A 21194-nucleotide genomic window follows, 5' to 3' on the forward strand; every position below is an offset into this window, starting at 1 on the left:
CGACCCGCACGGACGTGCGCTCGCCATCCTCGGCGGCGCCGCCCCCCGAGGGCGACTCCGTCAGCGGCGCCGCCCCCCGAGGGCGACTCCGTCAACGGCGCCGCCGCCTCCGAGGGCGCTGAACGGCGTGTCAGCTGAAGGCGATGGCGAGCGCGATGGCGGCGAAGCCGGAGGCAATGGTGAGCGCGAGCGCGGCGATGCTTCCGGCGCGTCGAGCGCGCTCCGCCGCGTCGGGGTGGAGCGCGTAGACGCCCAGGAGCAGCGCCATCGAGGCCTTGCCCGGTACCCGGAGCGAGGCCGAGAGGACCTGCTCGGCTCCCTTGGTGCCGCCCGTGATGAGCATGGCCAGCGCGCCGAGCGGGCCAGCCATGAGATCCCAGCCGCATGCGTAGAGCCCGAAGCGGAGCGCGCGCCGGCGCTCTGGCCGCGCGCCTTGACGCCGCGCCCCGAGGTCGAGCGCGGCGCCGTGCAAGGTGTGCGCGAGCACCATCCACACGGTGACCCCCGGAACGCCGATAGCGAGCCACTGGAGGGCGCTCGCGCGTGCGGCCGGGTTGCGAGCTAGCTCCAGCGTCAGGCCCGGCAGCGCCAGCGCGACGAGGGGCAGGAGCGCGGCGATCATCGACAGGATCGCGAGCGTCTCCGCCAACAGGGCGAAGCGCATCGCCGCGGGGAGCGCGCCGTCGGGTATCGTCGCGAAGAACGTCTCGGCTCCCAGCGTGGTCGCCCTCGAGGTGGCCCAGAGCCGCGACCAGACCCCGCCGACCGGGCGCTCCCACGGGACTATCGCGACGACCCCCGAGCCCTCGTCGCTCGCCGCGGAGCACCCGGCGCAGTCGGGCTGTCCGCAGCACGCGCAGAGCACCGCCGCGGGGACATCGAACGTCTCGTCGTCCCGCGCGAGCTCACGGCGTACGCTGGCAGATCTCTTGGCCATTGCGCACCTTCGAGCAGCGGACAAGGGCCACTCCCATCAAGGTTACGTCGCACGAGCGGGCCTGTCGACCCGAGATGTCACCGGCCACACGCTGCTCAGTGCAGCACCTCGTCGCCCCGTCGCCGCTGCCCCGTGGGGAGGTCGTCGATCCTTCCTCCGAAGAACGCCGCGGTGAACAGCGCGAGCAGCGCGATCGCACCGGTCGCATAGAGCCCGTAGCCCCATGTGAAGCGGACGGGACGGAGCAGCGTGCTGCCCGGCGTGAACAGCAGGCGCATCGCGACGGTGACGAGGGCGACCGCGGCGAGGAATGCGACGGCCACGCGGGCGCCGCGCATCTTGTGGATCGACCTCCGGGTCAGCGCGAGCGGGATCATCACGAAGAACGCGACCGCGGGGGCCCACATCCAGCCGAGCCTTCGCGCGAGCCCGAAGCCGCTGAGGTCGCGGAGCTCGGGGGCCGTCTCGTGGATCCACGGCGCGAAGAACGCCGCGAGCCCGAGGAGCGCGAGCGCGAGCAGGGCGCCCCGGCCGCGCCCGGCGTAGGTCCACGGGAGCGGTTCCATGTGCGGCGGGAGCGGCTCGTCAGGCTCATCTTGGAGCGCGTCGTACGAGGGGGGGAGCTTCGCGAGCGCCTCCAGCCGGAGGCCGCAGGCAGGGCACGTGGACGCCTCTTTCGCCTCGAACATCTCCCGGCAGAAGGGGCAGGCGTGAAGCCCGGTCATCGAGGCGGGAGGATAGCGCACGGCGAGCGGCGCGCGCGGCGGACGCCGCGCGGGGCGGGGACCGCATTCCGGGGTTCCACCGGGGCAGGGCTTAGCCCATAGTTGCGTCCCATGGGCAAGCGTGATCGGCTCTCGGACGATGAGATCGCCGGGTTCGTCGCTGCTCACCCGGGCTGGGTGCGAGCGGGCGAGCGGATCGAACGGAGCTACTCGTTTCCGGACTACGGGACCGGCGTGGGCTTCGTGATGCAGATCGCTCTGCTGGCCGAGCGGCGTGATCATCACCCGGACATCGCGCTGTCGTGGGGCAAGGTGCGGGTCGCGTGGTCCACGCATGACGCTGGCGGCCTGACAGCGCTCGACCTGGAGCTGGCCGAGCTGACCGACCGCTTGAGCGCGGGCTGACGCTGCGCGTGGGCAAGGTGCTGGGGATGCTCCCGAGCGAGCTGCTGCAACGCCTGGATCTGGGGTTGGAGGGGGACCTGCCGCACCTCGAGGAGGCGTTGACGCACCCGAGCTTCTCGAACGAGCAGCGAGGCGGCCGGCGCGTGGACAACCAGCGCCTCGAGTTCCTGGGGGACGCCGTGCTCGGCCTGTGCGTGACGGAGCTCCTCATGGAGCGCTTTCCGGGGGCCAGGGAGGGGGAGCTCTCGATGATGCGCTCGGCCCTGGTCAACACGGACGCGCTGGCGGCGTGGGCGCGGGGGATCGAGCTCGGCGCTGCGCTCAGGGTCGGCCGCGGCGCGGAGGTCGCCGGGGAGCGCGACCAGACGAACGTGCTCGCCGACGCCACCGAGGCGCTCGTCGCGGCCCTGTACCTCGATCGCGGCTTCGAGAGCGCGCGGGCGCTGAGCCGGAAGATCGCCGCGAGCCCGCTCGCGCAGCTCGCGAGCGGCAGCATGCTCGGGCGCGACGCCAAGAGCGAGCTGCAGGAGCGCGTGCAGGCGCGCGGCGCGGCGTCGCCGCGCTACCGCCTGATGGGCACCGAGGGGCCCGACCACGACCGCGCGTTTCTCGTCGCCGTCGAGGTCGACGGCCAGGTCATCGGCACCGGCCGGGGCCGGTCGAAGAAGCTTGCGGAGCAGGCGGCCGCGCGCGCCGCGCTCCTTTCGTGCGCCGCGCCGGAGCCCGCGGCCGCCGCATCCGATGGACGGGCAGCCGCCGAGGCCCTGCAAGGTGCGCCCGAGGGAAGGGGGGGCCCGCCGTCCGGCGGGGTGTCCTCCGAGCAAACCGTGAACGACCGAGGACCCAGTCGATGATGCGTCACCTGATGCTTGCTTTCAGCTTTGCGCTCTGCTCGCTCTTCGTCGCGCTGCCGGCCTGGGCCGGGAGCTACCTGGACAGGGCGAGCCTGCTGCTCGACGAGGCGCGCAGGGAGGGCGACATGCTCCTGCCGCGGACCCATGACAAGGAGCTCGTCATGGTGGTGCATGCGCTCGCGGAAGCGCGCGCGCGGGTGGCGAGCAAGATGGAGTGCCCTGGCTCCGTCGCCAAGGCGCACCCGCACCTCCTGCTCGTGCTCGAGAACAGCGAGCGCGCCGCCGACGCGGCGGCTCAGGGCAACTTCAAGAAGTTCATGGAGCACCTCACCGTGGCGCGGAACGAGGACCGCGCATTCCGTGCGCTCCTCGCCGAGCTCGGCTACGCGCTGCCCGATCTGAGCTCGAAGCGCTGAGGCCGCGCGCGCCTCGAGCGAGCCGCGTCCGCTCGAAGCAGGTCTGCGCCGGGGCCCCGTGGCGAGCGTCCCCGGCGCAGCGCGCCTCAGAACATCGCGCCGAGATCGATCCCGAGGGTCCACTGCGACCCGAGCCCGGCGAACTTGTTCTCGCCGTCGATCTCGTTCGCCGCGCCCTGGTTCGCGTCCTCGGGGCTCACGATGTCGGTGATGAAGTGCGCGCCGAGCTTGACCATCTGGAACCGCAGCTGCGCGCCGAAATGCAGCCGGTGGCGGTTCATGCGCACGGCGTCGAACACCACGGTGTTGTTGAAGTCGGCCTGGGAGCCGCCGTCGCACACCGGCTGGCCGTCGTGGGGGAGCGGCTTGCCGTCCTGCCCCTGCACGGGGTTGGCGGGCGAGTTCACCCCTCGGAAGTTGCAGAAGTTCACGGCGTCGGTGTTCGGGGTGAGATCGATGAGCCCCGAGTCTCCGAAGATCCGGAGCCACTGGTAGCCGACGTAGGGGGTGATCACGACGGTGCCGGCGATCGGCAGGGGCTTCGAGATCTCTGCGTCGGCGCCGGCCACGGTCAGCTGGAACTCCTCGGTCCCGGTGATGGTCCGGACGCTGCCGCCGACGGCGAGCTCCGGGAGGATCGCGGGGAGCCCTCGGCGGAACCCCTCGAACAGCGACCAGCGCACGTCGGCGCCCGCGCTGACGAGGCTGGTGTTGGCGAGGAACCCGACGGCGCCGGTGAGCTCGAACCCGAACGGAAAGCCCTTGCGGACCTTGAGGCCGTAGTGCTGCAGGAAGGAGTCCGGGCTCCGGTTCTCGATGGAGAAGTTCTTGCTCGTCGGATCCTGAGGTCCCTGCGTGCCCTGCTTCCAGTAGTCGGCGTCGCTGTCAATCTTCGTGTAGTTGGCCTCGATGCCGATCTCGAACCCGCCGTAGCCCGTGGTCCGCGCCGAGTGCATCGCCGACGGCGCCACCGCGAAGCCGTACTGCGCGATGAGCTTGGCGAACGCAGCGTCGTCGGTCAGACAGCGCTGATAACGGGAGGCGGGGTTGTAGTAGAGGCCATTCTTCGGCCCTGTGATGCGGCAGGGCACGGCTCCGCCGACGCTCGGCTCCGGGTCGCGCACGAGCCGCGCGAGCGCCGGATCCATGGCGTCGGCGGCCGCGAGCGAGGACGACGCCACTCCTGCGAGGGCAATAGCCGAAGCGATCCAGCACGATGCGCGCATTCCGTGTCTCCGAGGCGGGAGGCTACGTGTCCGCTCGTACAGCCGTCAAGCGAACAGAGGGGCCTCCGTCCGTTCGGTTCGCGTTTTCCGCGCGACCGCGTGGGCCGGCTATCCGTCGAGGCGGCGCTGGCGAGCCAGGCCACGCGCGCGAGCCCTCGCTCGGGGGTTGCGGCGCGCGGTCGTGTCGCGGAAAGAGAGGGCGTGCTCAACGATGGTCGCCCCCGGCTCCGTGCGGCGCCGCTCGATCCGCCGTTCCGGATCGTGCTGGTGGAGCCGGAGATCCCCCAGAACACAGGCAACATCGCGCGGCTCGCCGCTGCGACGCAGAGCCCCTTGCATTTGCTCGGGAGGTTGGGGTTCCGCATCGACGAGCGGAGCGTCCGCCGCGCGGGGCTTGACTACTGGCACCTGGTCACGCTCGAGCAGCAGCTCGACATCGCCCACTTTCGCCACCATCACCCGAACGCTCGGCTGCGCCTCTTCAGCGCGGTGGCTTCGCGGAGCTACCTCGACGCGGACTTCCGGCCAGGCGACGCGCTGGTCTTTGGCAAGGAGAGCGTCGGCCTCGACCCGGAGCTCCTCGCCCGGATGCCGGACGATGTCTTCGGTATTCCCACGCTGGGTCCCGTGCGCTCCCTCAACCTCGCCAACGCGGTGTCCATCGTCCTGTACGAAGCGCTCCGCCAGGTGGGCGCGCTCGCAGGTGCCGCGCCGGGGTGACGCCGCGGCACCGGCGAGGAACAGCGCCATCCGCTGCGCCGTCACCCCGGACCCGGCGGCTACGCGCCGTGGACGTCGGCGACGCGTCGTTCTAAGGAGAGGGCGGCATGGTCATGCACCGGCAACCCGCGCGACATGACGCCCGACGGCCGGCCGCGCGCCTCGTCCGGGCCGGCATGGCGGTCGCGCTCTCGGTCGCGGCGCTCGCCTCCGCGGGATGCAGCAGGCGGCCTCCGAGCGGCACGCCCGACGGCGCCGTCCGGGAGCTGGTCGCTCGTCTGCGCCAGCTGCACGGCGATCCGGCTGACGCCAAGGCCGCCTTCGAGCTCCTGTCGCGCCGCGCTCGGGACAACCTCGCGTCGCGCGCGCAGCGCTACAGCGCCGCGACCGGCAAGGCGATCGCGCCCGAGGCGATGATCACGCCGTCCCGCTTCCTCTTGCGCTTCGAGCCGCAGCGCTACACCGCCCAGATCGCCGGCGCCCACGCCCTCGTGGACGTCGCCGGCCTGCTCCCGGGAGAGCGCGTCCAGGTGCCCTGCGTCTACGAGGATGCGGGGTGGCGCGTCGATGTGGCGCTGCCCCCGCTCCCTCCCGTGCAGAAGCGACCGGGCAGCGATCTCTGAACGCGCTCGAGCCGATGCTGCGTGGAATTTCCTGTCCACAAAAGCCCGGAGGCCGGCAGTGCCGGCCTCCATCGGCAGCGGCCGCAGGGCCGCTAACCATGAGGTAACGCCTTAGTTGGCGAGAAAGATCGCCTCGATCTCGGTCTTCACCTGCTCTTCCGTCTGACCTCGGGCGATCGCGATCTCCTTCACGATCAGCGTCCGGGCGGTGTCGAGCATGCGGCGCTCACCGAACGAGAGCTGCTTGTCCGTCTTCAAGCGATAGAGGTCGCGGAGCACCTCGGCGACGTCGTAGATAGAACCCGTCTTGATCTTGTCCATGAAGCCGCGGTACCGACGGTTCCAGGTCTGGTTGTCGAACGCGATGGTACGCTCGCGGAGGATGTCGAAAATTTCCCGGATTTCCTGTTCAGAGATGACCTGGCGAAGGCCGACCGCGCTCGCGTTGCTGACTGGAACCATGATCTTTCGATCCGTGTCCAAGATGCGGAGAACATAGAATCGCTGACGGTTGCCAGCGATGTCCTTCTCCTCGATGTTGACCACCTCGGCCACGCCTTGGGCCGGGTAGACGGCTTTGTCGCCCACCTTGAACTGGATCTCCGAACGAGCCTGCATATCGTCTCCTTTGCCTTCCACCCCGCCGTCCTTTTAGTTTTTCGTCTGCCTCCCGAAATCCCTTCGAGGGGCGTACGTTGCACATGCGGTTGAACCTGGACCCGCAGAACCGACACACACCGTCACGCATTCCGAGAAAAATTCCGAGAAAAGAACCATGAGCCGCTGCTCGAGACCGCTGTGCGAGAAGCAGGAACGCGAGCACCCGCCATGACCCGCGAGAGTTCGGTGCTCTGGCGTGCACGGCGGAATCTTGAGAAGCGGCGGTTGAAGCGGACGGTTGCGGGCGGAAGGGATTGAAGTTGGGGGAACGGCCCTCTTGGAAAAGGGCCGGTTTGCGCCAGGCGCGCGCACTCTAGTGAGCCGGCCGAGATACGTCAACGAAATTCCCCGTGGTTGAGCCATCGTGGCGTGATCACTCTGGTTTTTCCTCGGGGTCGGGCGGGGTTACAGTGTGTACCGATGGAGGCATCGGCGTGGGTGCGCGCCGGCTCACCCGCCTAGTTTAGGGCAGAGCGGGCCTCTCCGGGAGAGGTGGCGGACCGGACCTGGGTGGGATGACTCGAAAATGTGACGGACGCGACGGACCTCGCGCATTTCGTCCGTCCGGCCTTCAAACGAGCCGGCGTGCTCAGACGGGGCTGAGCCGTTCGGCGAGCCCCCAGCGGACGCCGCGATCCGAAGCGACGAGATCGACAGGTGCTCCGGCGAGCCTCGAGGCCCACGCGAGGATCTCCTCGATGAGCACGCTGCCCGCCACGATGACGTCCGCGCGCGCTGGATCCAGGGCGGGCAGCTGCCGGCGCGCGGCGAGCGGCAGGGAAGCGAGGCGGGACGTGGCGCCCACGATCTCTGCCCCGGATACCCGCGCGCCATGCACGCGCGCGCCGTCGTAGGGGGCCACGTCGCGCACGAGCGCGGCGAGGGTCGTCACCGTGCCCGCGACGCCGACCAGGGTGGGCGCGGCGAGCAGGGGCACGGCTGGAACCGTCGCCAGCGCCGCACGAGCGTCGGCGCGGACGGCCTCGAGATCCGCGGCGGCCGGCGGGTCCGTGCGGACGTGACGCTCGGTCAGGCGGACGCTCCCCACGTCGAGGCTCACCGCCTGCTCCACCGCGCCGCCGGCGCTGCCGACGATGATCTCCGTGCTGCCGCCGCCCACGTCGAACACGATCGTCGGACCACGGGCCGGCAGGTCGAGCCCCGTCAGCGCGCCGGCGTAGGTGAGCTCCGCCTCCTCCGGCCCGGAGATCACGCGCGGCGCGACGCCGATGAGCTCGCGGGCGCGGGCGATGAACGCCTCGCCGCCGGCGGCGTCGCGCATCGCGCTGGTCCCGACGGCGTCCACGCGCTCGACCCCCCGGGACCGGAGCTCCTCCCCGTAGCGGGCGAGGCAGGCGAGCGTGCGTTCCACGGCCTCGGGGGCGAGCGCGCGCGCCGCGTCGACCCCCTGGCCGAGCCGGGTGATGGTCGCGCGCTCGACGAGCGCGACGAGCTCACCCCCGCGGCGCTCGGCGATGAGCAGGAGGACCGAGTTCGTGCCGATGTCGATGGCCGCGACGCTCATGCCCCGAGCCTTACTGGGTGAGCGTCTTCAGGTCGAGCATCTCCTCGACGTTCGGCAGCACCACGAGCTCGCAGCGCCGGTTGGCCTGCTTGTTCTCCGGGGTGTCGTTGGGCTTCACCGGATCGGTGTCGCCGTAGCCGGAGGCGCTCCACCGCTCGGGCTTGAGGCCGCCGCCGCCCTTGTCCTCGGGCTGGAGCAGGAACGCCAGCACCTCGCGGGCGCGCATCACGCTGAGCCCCCAGTTGTCCTTGAAGCGGCCGCCGGCCAGCGGCGCGTTGTCCGTGTGCCCGGCGACCTGGAACGAGCGCGCCGACAGGCCGGAGTCGTTGCGGATGACCTCGGCCACCTTGATGAGGATCTCCTGCCCCTCCTTCTTGAGCGTCTCCCGTCCCGAGTCGAAGAGGACATCGCCGGGTAGCTGGATGACCATCCGGTTGTTGCGGACGGTCACGCTGAGCCCCAGCTTCGTGAGGGCCTGGAGCTTGTCCCGCAGGACCTCGAAGCGCTTCTTGATGTCCTCGAGCTGCTGGGCACGGCGGCGGAAGTCCTCGAGCGCGCGCGCCTGCTGCTCGAGGTTCGCGTTCAGGTTGGAGATGTCCACGCCTGCCGTCTTGAGCTGGGACTTGAGCTGCTCGATGCGGGCGGCCGCCTCGTCGAGCTCGCTCTTGGCCTTCTTGTTCTGCGCCTGCTCGGCGCTCAGCTGGGTCTTCAGGCCCTCGATCTCGCGGACCTTCGCCTGCATCTCCTCCTCCGAGTAGCCGCACCCGAGCGCCCCCGAGCCCGCAAGGAGCGTTGCGCCAAGCAACAACCACGACGTCGAGCGACGAACCAACATACCTTTCCTCCTAGAGCAGCCTAGAGCAGCGCGGCGCTCGGCCATGAGGGGCGCCGCGCAGGCGGCGCGACCGTAGCGAGGCGAATGGCGCCGCACAAGGCTCTCTAGAGCCTGCGCAACGCTGGTGCTCCGTGCGACCATGAGCGCTCCGGCGCCGTTTGCCGCGCCGTGCAGGCGCACGATCGCCGTGGAGGAGCGCAAAGCGCCAATACAGACATCCCATCAACTGTCAACAAAAATCAGTCATACGGTTCGGTCTGGTTGCTTCACCATGGCCTGCTCCGACGTTTACCCTCGCAACGCTTGCGGACCAGTTTGCCTGGAACACACGGGATACATCGGTTTAGGGCCTGCAAGATTTTCCTTGACCATCACCATGCGTGGCAATATACGTCGTGCAACATCTGTTGCCTCGGTAAGGAAACTGTAGCGGAGAGGACGTTTGGCGATGTCCGCCGTGCCGTGCCGGGGCGAATGCAGGAGGATTTCCAATGGCTGCTAAGAAGACCGCGAAGAAGCCTGCGAAGAAGGTGACGAAGTCGGCCAAGAAGCCGGCCGCCGCGAAGGCCGGGAAGGTCGCGAAGAAGCCGGCGCGGAAGGCAGCGAAGAAGGCCGCCCCGAAGCGCGCCGCCGCCAAGAAGACCCCGAAGCGCGCCGCCGCCAAGAAGCCGGCCGCGAAGAAGGCCGCTCCGAAGCGCAAGGCGAAGGCCGCCGGCAAGCGGGCGGCTGCGCCGAAGAAGGCGGCCGCTCCTCGAGGACGCGCCGCCGCCAAGCGCGCGCCGGCCAAGGGCGCGAGCACCCGCGGCGCGCGCAAGAGCACGCCGGCTCCGGCTCCGGCGAGCACCGGCCCGTCCGACGAGTCGGAATAAGGCGACACGGGAGCGCCTCGGGTCTTCCAACAAACCGAGGCGCAGCGAGCCCGCCCGCCGGTTGTGACGAGATAATCCGTCTTACAAGACGTTCGGGGGGCGAGGACGCCGCGGATCCAGACACGCGGGTCCAGGCCGGAGGCGCGCGCGGGTGGACGACATCCTCGCGGCGGCGCCGCCGCCTGCGGCCGCGGTGGCCGGCATCGACGCGCGGCGCGCCGCCCCTCTTCGCCGGGGTGCCGGAGCAGCGCGTGATGCGCGGTTGTCCCGCTCGGTGACGGCGGACTTCGGGGGGCTTCCAGGAGCTGCGAGCGGCGCTCGTGCCCTCGGTGCGCCGAGGATGCGGCGGCGCGGCCCGCGAGGGGCTCTCAGGTGCGCTCGCCGAGGTAGAGCCGGAGAGCGCGCGCGGCGCCCTTGCGATCGAACGGGACGCCGGCGAGGTCCTCGCGCTTCGAGATCTGCTCGAACAGCTTCATCAGGAACTCGAAGAACGCCTCGCACTCGCGGATGGCGGCGTCGAGCCGCTGCGGATCGAGGAGGTCGCTCTCCTCGAGCGCCGTCATCGCGGAGACGAACGCGTCGACGTGGGGATAGTCGCCCACCCGGAGCAGCGGGTAGCCCATCGCCCGGAAATACGAGAGGAACTCGCGCACGAACGCGAAGCTCGCGATGCCGGTCCACCGATCGGGCGCCGGGCCGGTGGTGCGCGCCTTGCTCGCGAACGCACGGGCGATCTGGGCGAACATCCACACGTCGCGTCGGAGGCGATCGCTCGTCGCGCGTCGCGCGGCCTGATCGTCGAAGACGCGGCCCTCCTCCAGCTTCGCGCCGAGCGACCTGCCGAGGAACAGGATCGCGTTCTGCAGGGCCGGGCGGAGGCCGTGCGAGACGGCGCGGAGGCGGACCCGGTACTCGGACTCGCTCACCAGCGCGTCCGCGGGCGGGAGGTCGTGCTCGAAGGCGCGGCGCATCTCGAGCCGCAGGTTCGCGGCGAGCCCGGTCAGCGCGGCCTTCGTGGAGAGCAGGCGGTGCCCCTCGGCGGCGAGCTCGTCGTGGCGCGCGACGATGTCGCTCGCGGGCACGCGCAGGAGATCGCGCTCGAAGCTGTCCGCGAGCAGCGCGCCCGCCCGGCGCCGGAGGTAGTTCGAGAGCGCGCGGGCGTCGCTGCGCAGGACCGCGAGCACGAGGTACCCGCGCCCCGCCACGCGGTGATCCGAGTGGTCGAGCGCGATGGCGTCGAGCAGGCGGAGGTACCTGAGCATCCTGAACAGCGCGAGGAACGTGAGCGCCACGAGCCGGTGCGCCTGCTCGCCGGGCACGCGGTGGATCAGCTCGAGCACCTGCGTCGACGGGATGCGATCGAACTCCGGGCGAAACTCGAGCGCGTGGAGCGGGTTGAAGAACGTGCTCTGGGCGATCTCGCGCATCGCCGTCGCGAGGTGGGCGTAGAAGAGCCTGAAGTTGACCCTCGGCAGCCGGAGCAGCCCGCCCGCGACCTCGATGAGGTTCGTGAAGCCGTGCCGGAGCACGAAGAGGCTCGACTCCGGCGACTCCTGCGCCATCGTCGCGTGGAGCAGGCGCGTGCGCGCCGTGTCCTCCGGGAGCACCGTCTCCAGGTAGCGCTGGAAGACGAACGCGCGATCGCGATCGCCGAGCATGGTGCGCGTCAGCTGGACCACGCGCGCCATGCCGTCGCGGGCGTGCTGGAGGTGCTCGCGGAAATCGTGGCTGACGATCGTCTGGCGCCGCGCGGCGCCCGGGTGGTTCCGCGGGTTCGCGAAGCAGGCGACGCCCTTCAGGAGGATCTCGAGCTCGAAGAGCGTCTCGTCCTTCTTGTCGGCCGCGAGGCGCGCGAACCACGCCTCGCGCGCTTGCTGCTGCTCGCGCCTCAGGCCGCGCGTGTCGCGGAGCAGCTCGGCGTAGGCGTTGCGGCCGGGGTGGCCCGAGCCGCGCAGGATCCCCGAAGCGTCGCTCGACACTGACGTGCTCCTCGCCGGCGGCGCGCTGCTAGTAGTTGCGCCGCTTGAAGTCGAATGGGTAGGTCAGCACGGTCTCCTTGCCGCTCGGCGAGCGCGCCCAGGTGATCGACTTCGCGAGCTCCTCCATGCAGGACTCGACCTGCGGCGCGGTCACGTCGCTCTTGTCGCGCACGATGCTCGCCTCCTCGAAGGTCCCGTCGGGCTTCAGCTTGAGCTGCCACGTGATCCTGCCCTGCGCGCCCTGGTGCTTGCGGGCGTACAGATCGAAGCAGCAGCGGAAGCCGTCGCGCCTCGCCTTGATCGCGTCGACGAGCGGTTGCAGGCGATCGCTCGATCCCGCGTCCGCGGAGGTCGTGGCGTTGTTCATCACGACCCCGCCGTCCGGCGGCTCGTTCGTGATCTCGGAGGCGATGACCTTGCAGTCCTCGACGGTCTCAGGGGCCTTCTTGCGGCTCGCAGGCCGGTCCGGCTGCGCGGGCGCGGTGGCGCCCGGGTCCGCGGCGCCAGGGGCCGTGGCGCCCGGGTCCGCGGCGCCAGGGGACGTCGGCGGCGAGGCAGGCGGCGGCGAAGGCGAAGCGTTGAGCGACGCGCTGTCAGGCGGTGAAGGCGGCGGCGCGGTGCCGCTCGAGCAGGCCGCGAACAGGGCCGCGGCGAGGAGGACTCCGGTGAACACGGCGCTGGCAGTGGCGCAGGGACGCATGGCGCGCATACTAAACGGTTCGGCCGAGCGGAGGCGAGGCGCCTTGCGTTTTTCTCGCCTCGCGCCTGCAATCTGAGCTCTCCTCGACGGCCGTCTTGAAGATCCCGCTGTGCTTCATCGGGGCCGCCGCCGTCGCCGTCCTCGCCCCGGCAGGCTGCGATCCCGTCGCGGAGCCGCGGCTGTGCGGCCAGATCCCTCAGGGAGGGTGCCCGGTCGGCCGGGGGGGCACCTGCGGCGATGCCGCGTGTCGTGCGCTCTACGACTGCCTCGAGGGGGCCTGGACGGAGGTCGCGCGCTGCGATTCCCCCGAGGCGCCCGCCGAGGACGGGGATGCGGGCGTGGGTGGCGGCCCCGGCGCGTGCGAGGTCGTGACGCTCGATCGCAGCGGCGAGGCCGCGGGCTGCACGCCCGCCCTGCAGCAGCCGGACTGCCCGGCGGCAGCCGCGGAGACCTGCGTGGATACCGCGTGCTGGACCGGCTGCATCGACTTCTTCCTCTGCACCGAGGAGGGGTGGCGAGCGATCGCCTACTGCGACCAGCAGGGGCGAGTGACCGTGGCGCCGTGAACGATCAGCCGGTCGGCGCCCGGGGCTGCTCGGAGGTGAACGATCGACTCGTCTGCGCTTGCCTTCGGCGCCGAGGAGAGACCGACGGGGGAACCGTCAGCCAGCCCTGAGGAAGGGGCTCCACTCGTCGAACGAATGCGGCAAGCCGATCAGGATCTGCATCGTCGCCGACCACCGCGGCGGCAGAGGCTGGCGGATGAGCCGCATGCTCGCCTCGTCCGGCGTGCGCCAGCCCTTGCGGAGGTTGCACGTGCGGCACGCGGTCACGAGGTTCTCCCAGGTGTCCTCGCCGCCGCGCGACCGGGGGAGCACGTGGTCGATGTTGAGATCGCGGACGGGCGGGCGGCGCGCACAGTACTGGCACTGGTGCGTGTCGCGGAGCATCACGTTCTTCCGCGTCAGCCGGATCGTCGGGCGCCGCATGCGGTCGTACCGGCGGAGGTGGAGGACGCGCGGCACGCGGAGCGAGCCGCCGACCACGGGGAGGCCGTCGTCCTTGTCGCGCACCGGCAAGCTTCGCCACGCCGAGAAATCGTGGAGATCGCCGACCTCATCGACGGCGAGGGCGGCCCCGCCGAAGAGCAGCAGGAACGCGCGACGCGCCGTCGTGATCTGCACAGGTTGGAAGAAGCGGTTCACCACGAGGACCGGGAGATCGAGCGGCTCGGTCGTCCTACGCTCGTAGCGGAACCCCGAAAACCCGTCGCCGAGATCGAGCTCCTCGTGAGGAGAGCCCCCCGGGACTGTAGCTACCCCGTCCGGCACGCTGGGCAGTGTAGCAACGAAAGCTCCGGTGAACATCCAGTGCTGCACGGCAGCGTTTCTGCTGGATCTCTGCCGTTGCCGCGCGGCGAGGCCCCTGCGCCGTCAGGGCGTCGCCTCGAACCCCCCCGCGCCCGCCCCGTCGACGCTCGGGCTGCGCGAGGCCATGACGCCGGAGCCCGGACGTCACGGGCCGGGGGTGCTGCGCTCGACGCTCCGCGCGGATCGCTTTCGATCGGGCGCCGTATTCGCTAAGACGCGTCCATGTCGAGGGACGGTCGTCTCCTGGGTCGAGCCGCCGTGGTGGGGAAGCAGGTCGGATGACGGAGCAGCGCGAAGGGGTGGGGCCCGAGCGGGCGACCGGCGCGGAGCCCCCTGCCGGCTCGCCCTGGGATGATCCGATCGAGAGCGCGCCGCTCGTGTTCCTCGATCTCGAGATGACGGGCCTCCGCCCCGAGAGCGATCGCGTGATCGAGGTCTGCGCCGAGCGGACGCGGGGGGACGCGTGCGAGGACGCGATCACGTCGCTCGTGCGGCCCGAGCCGGGCGTGTTCGGCAACGCGCACGTGCACGGCATCGATCCGCGGGAGCTCGCGGGCGCGCCCACGTTCGCCGAGCTCTGCGATCGCATCGACCAGGTCACGGAGGGCGCGGTGCTCATCGCGCACGCGGCCGCATGGGACGTGGCGTTCCTCGAGGCCGAGCTCGCGCGGGCGGGCAGGGCGAGGCGCCTCCCGTACTACCTCGACACGCTCGTCCTCTCCCGCCGGGCCTTCGCCCTGCCGAGCCACAGCCTCGCCTCCCTCTGCAGGGAGCTCGGCGTGCACCGCGAGCGCGCTCACCGCGCCGAAGACGACGTCCATGCCCTGCGCTCCGTGTTCCGCAAGGTCGTGGAGGTCCTCGCGCCGCGGACGCCGCGCGACCTGTGGCACGTCCGGATCGGCGAGCGCCACGCTCGCCCGGCGCTGGTGGCAGCGGCGGTGCGCGCGGCCGAGCATGCCGCCACCGTGCGCGTGCGGTACCGTCCGGCGCGCCGGGGGCCGGAGGAGCTCGTCGTACGCGTAACGGGGGTGCGAACGGACCTCGACCCACCCCGGGTTCTCGGCTATCTGCTCCCATCGCGCAGCCGTCGCGAGCTACGGGCCGATCGCATCCTGGCGATCGAGCCGATTTCGCCGGGAGAGCTCGGGCCGGACGGTGTGCCGCAAAGGGCCTGAGATCCACGTGCGAATCCATTCGAACCGAAACCCGCCGACGAGAAGCTCCCTCGCTGTCCGCCTCGGCGGCCTCCTGACCGCGACCTTCCTCGCCTCGTGCTCGAGCATGATCGGCCCGGAGTCCGCCCGCCCGCCGGCGGCCGAGAAATGGCTCGCCCGCGCTCGACAGGAGTTCCAGTCCGCCGACGTCGAGAACGCGCGCGATGCGGTCTCGAGGGCGCTGACGATCGTCCCGACCGACACCGAGGCCCGGCTGCTCGCGGGGCGCATCGCGCTGGCCCGGCTCGACTACGCCGAGGCGCTGCGCCTCCTCAAGGGCGTCGCCGGCTCCGAGGCCGCGGGGCTCCGCGGGCGCGCGCTCTGGTACAAGGGCGATCTCGACGCCGCCGCCGACGAGCTCGAGGCGATGCTCGACGATCCCGATGTCGTCGATGAGTGGGCGAAGTCGATCGCCAAGCTGGCGAGGCGCGGCGCGGGGCGCGCGCCGTTCACCGTCTCGGGTGCGCTCCTCGCGGCGATCGAGATGCAGCACGTCAGCGCCGCGGCCCCGTTCTTCGTCGTCCCGCTCGAGATCGACGGCGAGTCGGCGCTCGCGATGGTGTCGACCGGCACGGGTGAGGTGGTCCTCGACAGCAGCACGCGCAAGGAGCCGAGCTGGGTCTCCCTCCGCTTCGGCAAGAAGCTCGAGATCAACGACGTGCCCGCCCTCACGCAGGACCTCTCGGGCGTCTCGAAGCAGATCGGCGCGCCGGTCAAGGCGCTGCTCGGGGTGAACCTGCTCCGGCGCCTCAACGCGACCATCGATTACAGCGGCTGGCAGTTCGTCGTGCGCAGCTTCTCTCCGCCGGCGCCGCCCGACGCGACGCGCGTCGACGTCGCGTTCATCAAGGGCGGCGGCATGGTGCTGCGGAGCAGCCTCGGCCCCGACAAGTCGGTGCAGGGGCCGCTGCTCATCGACACGTCGATGACGTTCCCGATCGCGCTCGACAAGGAGGGCTGGAAGAAGGCCGGCTTCGAGGCCGATGGGTTGAAGCGGGTCGAGCAGGATCCGGAGCAGAAGCTGAAGCAGGGCGTCGTGCCGATGCTGCGGCTGGGCGCGCTGGAGATCCCCAAGGTCCCGGGCGTGTACGGGGCGCCGCTCCAGGCGGTCGAGAAGCAGCTCCAGCTCGATCTGGATGGGGTGATCGGCGCGGGGCTGCTCGCCTACTTCCGTGTCACCTTCGGCGACGGCGGTCGGCTCATGTGGATCGAGGACGACACCGCCGTGAACAAGGTGCTCCGGGGCAGCGCGCCGGCGCCCGTCAACGAAGGGCAGGCTCCCGCCGCGCCGCCAGCAGAGGGCGCCGGTCCAGCAGGCGCGCCCGGCTCACCTGCGCTTCAGGAGCCGGCGCTCCAGGCGCCGCTGGCCCCCCCCACGGCCCCCCCCACGACCGCTCCGAAGTCGACTCCGCCTGCGGCCGCTCCGAAGTCGGCGCCGCCAGCGGGCGCTCCCAAGCGGACGCCGGACCAGTGAGCATCATGTCCAAGGATCTGTTGGCTGTTTACGCGGGGAGCTTCGATCCGATCACGTTCGGTCACCTCGACCTGATCCAGCGAGCGTCGAAGCTGTTCGGCGAGGTGATCATCGCCGTCGGCAGGCATCCGACGAAGCACCCGCTGTTCACGTACTCGGAGCGGCTGGAGCTGCTGCGCCAGACCACGAGCGAGGTGACGAACGCGCGGATCGATTCGTTCGAGGGGCTCCTCATCCAGTACTGCCAGCGCGTCGGCGCGCGGGTGATCGTCCGCGGCCTGCGCGCGGCGACCGACTTCGAGTACGAGCTGCAGATCGCCCACGCGAACGCGGACATGCTCCCCGGCGTCGATACCGTCTTCTTGCCGACGCGCACCCACTACGGCTTCGTCTCCGCGTCGCTCGTGCGCGAGATCGCGAGCCACGGCGGCGACGTCAGCCACTACGCGCCCGCGGCCGTCTGCGACGCGCTCCGGTCGAAGTTCGGCGCCGCGAAGACCTGAGGCTCGCGCGCTCAGTAAGTGCCGAACGGGGTCGGCATCAGCAGGAGCACGAACAAGAGCAGCGTCACCACCGCGATCGCCTTGCGCGCCGGCGACAGCTCGCCGGGCTCCGTGGGAGGGTGCTCCCGCCCGCCGACGCGCAGCATCAGGTAGACGACGCCGAACCACGTGAGCCACGGCATCCCGTTCGCGACCGCGGAGCTGAGCGCGTCGGACAGCCCCTCCGCGAGGAAGCGCCGGGTGAAATAGGCGACGTTGCCGACGAAGAGCGCGAGCATCAGGAAGTGCGCGGCGCGGCTGTAGCGGTCCTGCTGCTTGCCGAACAACGCGTAGGCGACGTGCCCTCCGTCGAGCTGACCGACGGGAAAGAGGTTGAACGCCGTGATCAGCAGCCCGGCCCACCCCGCCATCGCCGTGGGGCCGAGGAAGACGTCATGGGTCTCCGGGATGGGGCCGACCGCGAGCCGCCTCAGCAGGAGATAGAGGAGGCTGCGCCCCTCCTGCAGCGCAGGTCCGGAGCTCGCGTGCACGTCCGAGCGCATGAGGCCCACGAAGAGGACGGGGAGCGCCACCGCGAGGCCGGCCAGCGGGCCGGAGGCGCCGATGTCGAGCAGCGCGTTCCGCGACTTGATCCTGCCCTTCATCGAGATCACCGCGCCCATCGTGCCGAGCGGGCTCACCACGGGGAGCGGGATGAAGTAGGGGAGCGACGCCTCGACCCCGTGCGCGCGCGCCGCGAAGTAGTGCCCGAACTCGTGCGCCAGCAGGATCGACAGGAACGGCACCGCGAACGGCCACGTCTGCGGCAGCGCCTTCACGAACGAGAGCGCGCTGTCGTCGTCCGGCGTGATCGGAGCCCAGAGGGTGCCGGCGACGAACACCGAGATGACCGTCACGCAGAAGAGCGCGAGGTTCTTCTTCCATCGCAGCGGGGGCGGGGGCGAAGCGGCTGCTGCGCTCGGCTCTGCGGAGCTCGGCGCCGCGGGGGCCAGCTCGGCGTCGAGGTCGAGCGTGCTCGGGGTGGAGGATCGACGGTCGTCGGTCATGCGCCGCCTAGCGTGGCCGCCTCCTCGTCGCCGCTCAAGCGATCCACGCGCGCCTGCGTTCAGGGCGGGCAGCTCGCAGCGCTCTCGGAGCGCACGCCGCGCTGCTGGCCGGCGGCGCGGCCCTGCCGTGGCGGCGTGATGCTCGCCTGGCCCCGGGACCCTCGACCACGCCCGCGCAGCCACGACGAGGTCTGCGCGCACACCGATGACTTTGCGCGTCATCCCCCTGCGCCACGGTCTTCCCGTGGCGCCGGCCCGGTCGCTGGAAGCGGTCGCGGCCGGAGCTTCGTGCTGCCGCGGAGCGCGCGACGCGGCCGCCCGACGGTACGGGCGCGAACCTCTCCTGGCTGCGCGCGGGCTGGCCAGCGCTGTCTTCTGCGCCGCCGTCGCGTCCGTGTGCCCTCCGTGCCCTTCGGCAGGCGCGACTGCGCTACGATCGATCTCATGCCTCCCGCTCGCGTCGCCGCTGAAGCGCTCGTGGGCAAGCTCGTCTGCGACAAGTACCGCGTCGTGCAGCTGCTCGGCAGCGGCGGGGTCGGGCACGTCTACCTCGCGGAGCGCGTCGACAGGCCGCGTGAGGCCGCGACGTCGCGCGTCGCGCTCAAGGTCCTCCGGGCAGAGCTCCGCGACGATCCGCTGCTCGTCGCGCGGTTCGAGCGAGAGGCCGGCGCGGCGTCGCGGGTCCGTCATCCCAACGTCCTCTGTGTCGATGCGCTCGAGCGCGCCGGCGACGCGCCGTGCTTCGCGATGGAGCTGCTCGTCGGGCTCGATCTCGCCGACACGCTGACGTTCACCCGAGCGCTCGTCCCGTCTCGCGCGGTCCGGATCGCCGCCGACCTCGCCTCGGGCGTCGATGCCGTGCACCGCGCCGGGGTGATTCACCGCGACGTGAAGCCGGAGAACGTGTTCCTCGTGCACGCGGCCGACGGGCGCGAGATCGTCAAGCTGCTCGACTTCGGCTTCTCGTGCATCCAGAGCCAGGGCGCCGAAGGCGCGCCGCTCCCCCGGGTCGTGGGGACGCCGGAGTACATGGCGCCCGAGCAGGCGCAGGGCGCGCCGGCGGCGCCTGCCGCCGACGTCTACTCCCTGGGCATCGTGCTCTACGAGATGCTCGCGGGCCGCGTCCCCTTTCAGGGCCCGTACCCGGCCATCGCAGAGAAGCACGGGCGCGAGCCGCCGCCGCCGCTGCACCGGGTCCACCCCGGGCTGCTCATCTCGCGCGAGCTCGACGCCGTCGTGCGGAAGGCGCTCGTGAAGGATCCCCGCGGCCGGTTCGCCTCGATGGCGGAGCTACGGCAGGCGCTGCTCGCGACGCCCGAGGCCCGCGTCGGGGCGTCCTCCGCGGTTCCGCCCGACGCCGGCGCGCCGCCGCCCCCCGGCGTCGGGCACTGGGGCACCAAACCGTGAAGCCCGCTCGCTCCGGAGGCTTCCGTCGCCCTCCCTGCGCCTCGGCTTTGCTCTCACGGCGAAGCCCTGCTAGACGGCCGTTACCATCTCTTGTTCCGGGCGACAGCCGGATCCGCTCGTCAGGCCGACGCTGGCCACGGCGAGCGACCCGGCTCGGTTCGGAGGTCCGCGGGCGCGGGCCTCATCTGCGCGGGTCGGTTCTCCAGCGAGTACTGGGATCCCAGAATCGCGCGCCAGTCGTCCTCCACTCCCTCCAGGCTCTGCCTGGCGCTTTCTCGGTTGCTGACTATGGGTCGCGCGACCCCATCACCTGATAACGGTACAGCGGCGTTCCAAGACGCCGAACTCCCGATGTACGAGAGCCGCAGCGCCTCCGGGCCACGCGCTGGGCCCGAGGGCGACCTCATGCCGACGGACACAGGCGCCCTCGACGAAGATCCGTTCCGCGTCGAGTTCGTCGACGAGGACATCCCCACCCCGCGCCGCTACCAGGTCGTCTTCGACGAGGCGCGGATCGATCCGGATGTCCAGAAAGTCGTGCGACGCCTCGTACGCCACGGCTTTCAAGCCTACCTGGTAGGCGGCTGTGTGCGGGATTTGCTGCTCGATCGGCGCCCGAAGGACTTCGACGTCGCCACCAGCGCGCGGCCGGAGGAGGTCCGCGAGCTGTTCCGCAACTCGCGCATCATCGGCCGGCGGTTTCGCCTTGTGCACGTCCTCTTCCAGGGCGGGAAGGTCATCGAGGTGGCGACCTTCCGCCGCAACCCGAAAGAAGACTCCGACGACGGGAGCGAGCTGCTCATCCGCAGCGACAACGCGTTCGGCGTCGCGCACGAGGACGCGCTCCGCCGCGACTTCCGGATCAACGCGCTCTTCTACGACGTCGAGGCGCGGCAGATCCTCGACTGGGTCGGCGGCATGGAGGACGTGCGCCGCCAGGTGGTCCACACGATCGGCGATCCGGAGACGCGCTTCCGCGAGGATCCGATCCGCATCCTGCGCGCGCTCAAGTTCGCTGGTCGGCTGGGCTTCGGGATCACCCCCGACGTCTACGATGCGGTCGTCTACTGCCGGGACGCGCTCGCGCTCGCGGCGCGCCCGCGCCTCTCGGAGGAGATCCTGCGCCTGCTGCGCGGCGGCCAGGCGCGCCGCACCATCTACCTCGCGTGGGAGACCGGGGTGCTCGACGTCCTCCTGCCGGAGGTCTCCGCGCTGCTCTACGACGATCGCGGCGATGACGGCCCCGGGCAGCGCCTCTGGCGCGTGCTCGACTACGTCGACCGGCGCACCGCGGCGGATCGGCCGCTCGACGACACGGTCCTCTGGACGCTCTTGCTCCTCGAGCCGATGAAGGAGGCCTGCGACGGCGTCCGCGACCGCGCGGCGGCGGTCGCCGATTTCCTCGAGCCTCTCATCGATCGGCTGGCCATCTCCCGCCGTTACGCCGACGGCATGCGGCGCATCGTCGCCGTCCTGCCGAGGCTCGCGGGCGGTCGCGCTGGCCGCTTCGCGCGGACGGACATCTTCCAGCCTGCCCTCGACGTGCTGGCCGCCGAGCTCACCGCGCGCGGAGAGTCGACGGAAGCGATCGACAGGCTGCGCTCCGCCCCGCACCCGCGGCGCCAGCACGCCGACGCCGCGCAGTTCCGGCGCTGACCGGTGATAAACGTCGCCGACGTCGGCGACGCGATCGGAGGCGGCCGTCG

General features: G+C 71.2%; 22 protein-coding genes. 12 read left to right on the forward strand and 10 right to left on the reverse strand.

Features of this window, described 5'->3' with window-relative positions:
• Nucleotides 1-130: 130 nt before the first annotated feature.
• Nucleotides 131-937 (reverse strand): hypothetical protein, encoded by an 807-nt coding sequence (locus WMF29_RS09090; protein WP_437328469.1) that lies wholly within the window; start codon nucleotides 935-937, stop codon nucleotides 131-133.
• Nucleotides 938-1032: 95 nt separating this feature from the next.
• Nucleotides 1033-1662 carry a hypothetical protein gene (locus WMF29_RS09095; RefSeq protein ID WP_437328470.1) on the reverse strand — a complete coding sequence of 210 codons (630 nt, stop codon included), beginning with the start codon at nucleotides 1660-1662 and terminating at the stop codon, nucleotides 1033-1035.
• Nucleotides 1663-1773: 111 nt separating this feature from the next.
• Between WMF29_RS09095 and WMF29_RS09100 the strand changes: the two genes are divergently transcribed.
• From WMF29_RS09100 to WMF29_RS09110, 3 genes are read left to right on the forward strand one after another with little or no spacing between them, the layout of a single operon-like run.
• Nucleotides 1774-2067 (forward strand): 4a-hydroxytetrahydrobiopterin dehydratase, encoded by a 294-nt coding sequence (locus tag WMF29_RS09100; RefSeq protein ID WP_272101380.1) that lies wholly within the window; start codon nucleotides 1774-1776, stop codon nucleotides 2065-2067.
• Nucleotides 2068-2093: 26 nt separating this feature from the next.
• Complete coding sequence (gene rnc, locus WMF29_RS09105; RefSeq protein WP_437328471.1) at nucleotides 2094-2921, forward strand: ribonuclease III; 828 nt, start codon at nucleotides 2094-2096, stop codon at nucleotides 2919-2921.
• Nucleotides 2918-3337, forward strand: a complete 420-nt coding sequence (locus WMF29_RS09110; protein ID WP_437328472.1) for a hypothetical protein — start codon at nucleotides 2918-2920, stop codon at nucleotides 3335-3337. Before rnc ends, WMF29_RS09110 begins: the two co-directional genes overlap by 4 nt.
• 86 nt (nucleotides 3338-3423) lie before the next feature.
• Here WMF29_RS09110 and WMF29_RS09115 read toward each other — a convergent pair whose 3' ends face one another.
• Nucleotides 3424-4518, reverse strand: a complete 1095-nt coding sequence (locus WMF29_RS09115; RefSeq protein ID WP_272101383.1) for a hypothetical protein — start codon at nucleotides 4516-4518, stop codon at nucleotides 3424-3426.
• Nucleotides 4519-4764: 246 nt separating this feature from the next.
• On the opposite strand from WMF29_RS09115, the gene WMF29_RS09120 reads away from it, so the two are divergent.
• Together WMF29_RS09120 and WMF29_RS09125 are read left to right on the forward strand one after the other, a co-directional pair.
• On the forward strand, nucleotides 4765-5283 hold the full coding sequence (locus tag WMF29_RS09120) for a tRNA (cytidine(34)-2'-O)-methyltransferase (RefSeq protein ID WP_272101384.1): 519 nt from the start codon (nucleotides 4765-4767) through the stop codon (nucleotides 5281-5283).
• Between the two features lie 107 nt (nucleotides 5284-5390).
• Nucleotides 5391-5906 carry a hypothetical protein gene (locus WMF29_RS09125; protein ID WP_437328473.1) on the forward strand — a complete coding sequence of 172 codons (516 nt, stop codon included), beginning with the start codon at nucleotides 5391-5393 and terminating at the stop codon, nucleotides 5904-5906.
• 111 nt (nucleotides 5907-6017) lie between these two features.
• Here WMF29_RS09125 and WMF29_RS09130 read toward each other — a convergent pair whose 3' ends face one another.
• The 3 genes from WMF29_RS09130 to WMF29_RS09140 all read right to left on the reverse strand — a co-directional run bounded on the left by WMF29_RS09130 (nucleotide 6018) and on the right by WMF29_RS09140 (nucleotide 8926).
• On the reverse strand, nucleotides 6018-6524 hold the full coding sequence (locus WMF29_RS09130) for a CarD family transcriptional regulator (RefSeq protein ID WP_012234339.1): 507 nt from the start codon (nucleotides 6522-6524) through the stop codon (nucleotides 6018-6020).
• Nucleotides 6525-7155: 631 nt separating this feature from the next.
• Complete coding sequence (locus WMF29_RS09135) at nucleotides 7156-8091, reverse strand: Ppx/GppA phosphatase family protein (protein ID WP_272101386.1); 936 nt, start codon at nucleotides 8089-8091, stop codon at nucleotides 7156-7158.
• A 10-nt stretch (nucleotides 8092-8101) separates the two neighbouring features.
• Nucleotides 8102-8926, reverse strand: a complete 825-nt coding sequence (locus WMF29_RS09140) for an OmpA/MotB family protein (protein ID WP_272101387.1) — start codon at nucleotides 8924-8926, stop codon at nucleotides 8102-8104.
• A gap of 491 nt (nucleotides 8927-9417) precedes the next feature.
• Here WMF29_RS09140 and WMF29_RS09145 point away from each other — a divergent pair, with 491 nt between their 5' ends.
• Nucleotides 9418-9795: a hypothetical protein gene (locus WMF29_RS09145; RefSeq protein WP_012234342.1), complete on the forward strand. Its 378-nt coding sequence runs from the start codon at nucleotides 9418-9420 to the stop codon at nucleotides 9793-9795.
• A 368-nt stretch (nucleotides 9796-10163) separates the two neighbouring features.
• Here WMF29_RS09145 and WMF29_RS09150 read toward each other — a convergent pair whose 3' ends face one another.
• Entirely contained in the window at nucleotides 10164-11774 is a 1611-nt protein-coding gene (locus WMF29_RS09150) for a hypothetical protein (RefSeq protein WP_437328474.1), read from the reverse strand.
• Nucleotides 11775-11802: 28 nt separating this feature from the next.
• Complete coding sequence (locus WMF29_RS09155; protein ID WP_437328475.1) at nucleotides 11803-12474, reverse strand: AgmX/PglI C-terminal domain-containing protein; 672 nt, start codon at nucleotides 12472-12474, stop codon at nucleotides 11803-11805.
• Between the two features lie 95 nt (nucleotides 12475-12569).
• Between WMF29_RS09155 and WMF29_RS09160 the strand changes: the two genes are divergently transcribed.
• Nucleotides 12570-13040, forward strand: a complete 471-nt coding sequence (locus tag WMF29_RS09160; RefSeq protein ID WP_437328476.1) for a hypothetical protein — start codon at nucleotides 12570-12572, stop codon at nucleotides 13038-13040.
• Between the two features lie 96 nt (nucleotides 13041-13136).
• Here WMF29_RS09160 and WMF29_RS09165 read toward each other — a convergent pair whose 3' ends face one another.
• Nucleotides 13137-13841 (reverse strand): HNH endonuclease, encoded by a 705-nt coding sequence (locus WMF29_RS09165; RefSeq protein ID WP_272101391.1) that lies wholly within the window; start codon nucleotides 13839-13841, stop codon nucleotides 13137-13139.
• A 281-nt stretch (nucleotides 13842-14122) separates the two neighbouring features.
• Between WMF29_RS09165 and WMF29_RS09170 the strand changes: the two genes are divergently transcribed.
• The 3 genes from WMF29_RS09170 to coaD are packed head-to-tail and all read left to right on the forward strand — an operon-like array spanning nucleotide 14123 to nucleotide 17035.
• On the forward strand, nucleotides 14123-15019 hold the full coding sequence (locus WMF29_RS09170; protein WP_437328477.1) for a 3'-5' exonuclease: 897 nt from the start codon (nucleotides 14123-14125) through the stop codon (nucleotides 15017-15019).
• Between the two features lie 7 nt (nucleotides 15020-15026).
• Nucleotides 15027-16532, forward strand: a complete 1506-nt coding sequence (locus WMF29_RS09175) for a tetratricopeptide repeat protein (protein ID WP_437328478.1) — start codon at nucleotides 15027-15029, stop codon at nucleotides 16530-16532.
• A 5-nt stretch (nucleotides 16533-16537) separates the two neighbouring features.
• Nucleotides 16538-17035: a pantetheine-phosphate adenylyltransferase gene (coaD, locus tag WMF29_RS09180; RefSeq protein ID WP_272101394.1), complete on the forward strand. Its 498-nt coding sequence runs from the start codon at nucleotides 16538-16540 to the stop codon at nucleotides 17033-17035.
• 11 nt (nucleotides 17036-17046) lie between these two features.
• On the opposite strand, the gene WMF29_RS09185 is transcribed toward coaD, so the two are convergent.
• A complete protein-coding gene (locus WMF29_RS09185) occupies nucleotides 17047-18081 on the reverse strand; it encodes a site-2 protease family protein (protein ID WP_437328479.1) in 1035 nt (344 codons plus the stop codon).
• A 444-nt stretch (nucleotides 18082-18525) separates the two neighbouring features.
• On the opposite strand from WMF29_RS09185, the gene WMF29_RS09190 reads away from it, so the two are divergent.
• Together WMF29_RS09190 and pcnB are read left to right on the forward strand one after the other, a co-directional pair.
• The gene (locus tag WMF29_RS09190; RefSeq protein ID WP_437328480.1) at nucleotides 18526-19488 is read left to right on the forward strand and encodes a serine/threonine-protein kinase; all 963 of its coding nucleotides are present in this window, start codon (nucleotides 18526-18528) and stop codon (nucleotides 19486-19488) included.
• A gap of 405 nt (nucleotides 19489-19893) precedes the next feature.
• The gene (pcnB, locus tag WMF29_RS09195; RefSeq protein WP_437328481.1) at nucleotides 19894-21144 is read left to right on the forward strand and encodes a polynucleotide adenylyltransferase PcnB; all 1251 of its coding nucleotides are present in this window, start codon (nucleotides 19894-19896) and stop codon (nucleotides 21142-21144) included.
• Nucleotides 21145-21194 lie beyond the last annotated feature (50 nt).

It is taken from the genome of Sorangium sp. So ce381 (assembly GCF_051473845.1).
Lineage (GTDB): Bacteria > Myxococcota_A > Polyangia > Polyangiales > Polyangiaceae > Sorangium > Sorangium atrum.

Excerpts from the sequence above, each read along its gene's own strand:
- WMF29_RS09165 (WP_272101391.1), bottom strand. The coding sequence starts at position 13,841 with ATGTTCACCGGAGCTTTCGTTGCTACACTGCCCAGCGTGCCGGACGGG.
- coaD (WP_272101394.1), top strand. The coding sequence starts at position 16,538 with ATGTCCAAGGATCTGTTGGCTGTTTACGCGGGGAGCTTCGATCCGATC.
- WMF29_RS09130 (WP_012234339.1), bottom strand. The coding sequence starts at position 6,524 with ATGCAGGCTCGTTCGGAGATCCAGTTCAAGGTGGGCGACAAAGCCGTC.
- pcnB (WP_437328481.1), top strand. The coding sequence starts at position 19,894 with ATGCCGACGGACACAGGCGCCCTCGACGAAGATCCGTTCCGCGTCGAG.
- WMF29_RS09155 (WP_437328475.1), bottom strand. The coding sequence starts at position 12,474 with ATGCGTCCCTGCGCCACTGCCAGCGCCGTGTTCACCGGAGTCCTCCTC.
- WMF29_RS09135 (WP_272101386.1), bottom strand. The coding sequence starts at position 8,091 with ATGAGCGTCGCGGCCATCGACATCGGCACGAACTCGGTCCTCCTGCTC.
- WMF29_RS09125 (WP_437328473.1), top strand. The coding sequence starts at position 5,391 with ATGGTCATGCACCGGCAACCCGCGCGACATGACGCCCGACGGCCGGCC.
- WMF29_RS09140 (WP_272101387.1), bottom strand. The coding sequence starts at position 8,926 with ATGTTGGTTCGTCGCTCGACGTCGTGGTTGTTGCTTGGCGCAACGCTC.
- WMF29_RS09090 (WP_437328469.1), bottom strand. The coding sequence starts at position 937 with ATGGCCAAGAGATCTGCCAGCGTACGCCGTGAGCTCGCGCGGGACGAC.
- WMF29_RS09185 (WP_437328479.1), bottom strand. The coding sequence starts at position 18,081 with ATGACCGACGACCGTCGATCCTCCACCCCGAGCACGCTCGACCTCGAC.
- WMF29_RS09110 (WP_437328472.1), top strand. The coding sequence starts at position 2,918 with ATGATGCGTCACCTGATGCTTGCTTTCAGCTTTGCGCTCTGCTCGCTC.
- WMF29_RS09190 (WP_437328480.1), top strand. The coding sequence starts at position 18,526 with ATGCCTCCCGCTCGCGTCGCCGCTGAAGCGCTCGTGGGCAAGCTCGTC.
- WMF29_RS09145 (WP_012234342.1), top strand. The coding sequence starts at position 9,418 with ATGGCTGCTAAGAAGACCGCGAAGAAGCCTGCGAAGAAGGTGACGAAG.
- WMF29_RS09095 (WP_437328470.1), bottom strand. The coding sequence starts at position 1,662 with ATGACCGGGCTTCACGCCTGCCCCTTCTGCCGGGAGATGTTCGAGGCG.
- rnc (WP_437328471.1), top strand. The coding sequence starts at position 2,094 with ATGCTCCCGAGCGAGCTGCTGCAACGCCTGGATCTGGGGTTGGAGGGG.
- WMF29_RS09100 (WP_272101380.1), top strand. The coding sequence starts at position 1,774 with ATGGGCAAGCGTGATCGGCTCTCGGACGATGAGATCGCCGGGTTCGTC.
- WMF29_RS09170 (WP_437328477.1), top strand. The coding sequence starts at position 14,123 with ATGACGGAGCAGCGCGAAGGGGTGGGGCCCGAGCGGGCGACCGGCGCG.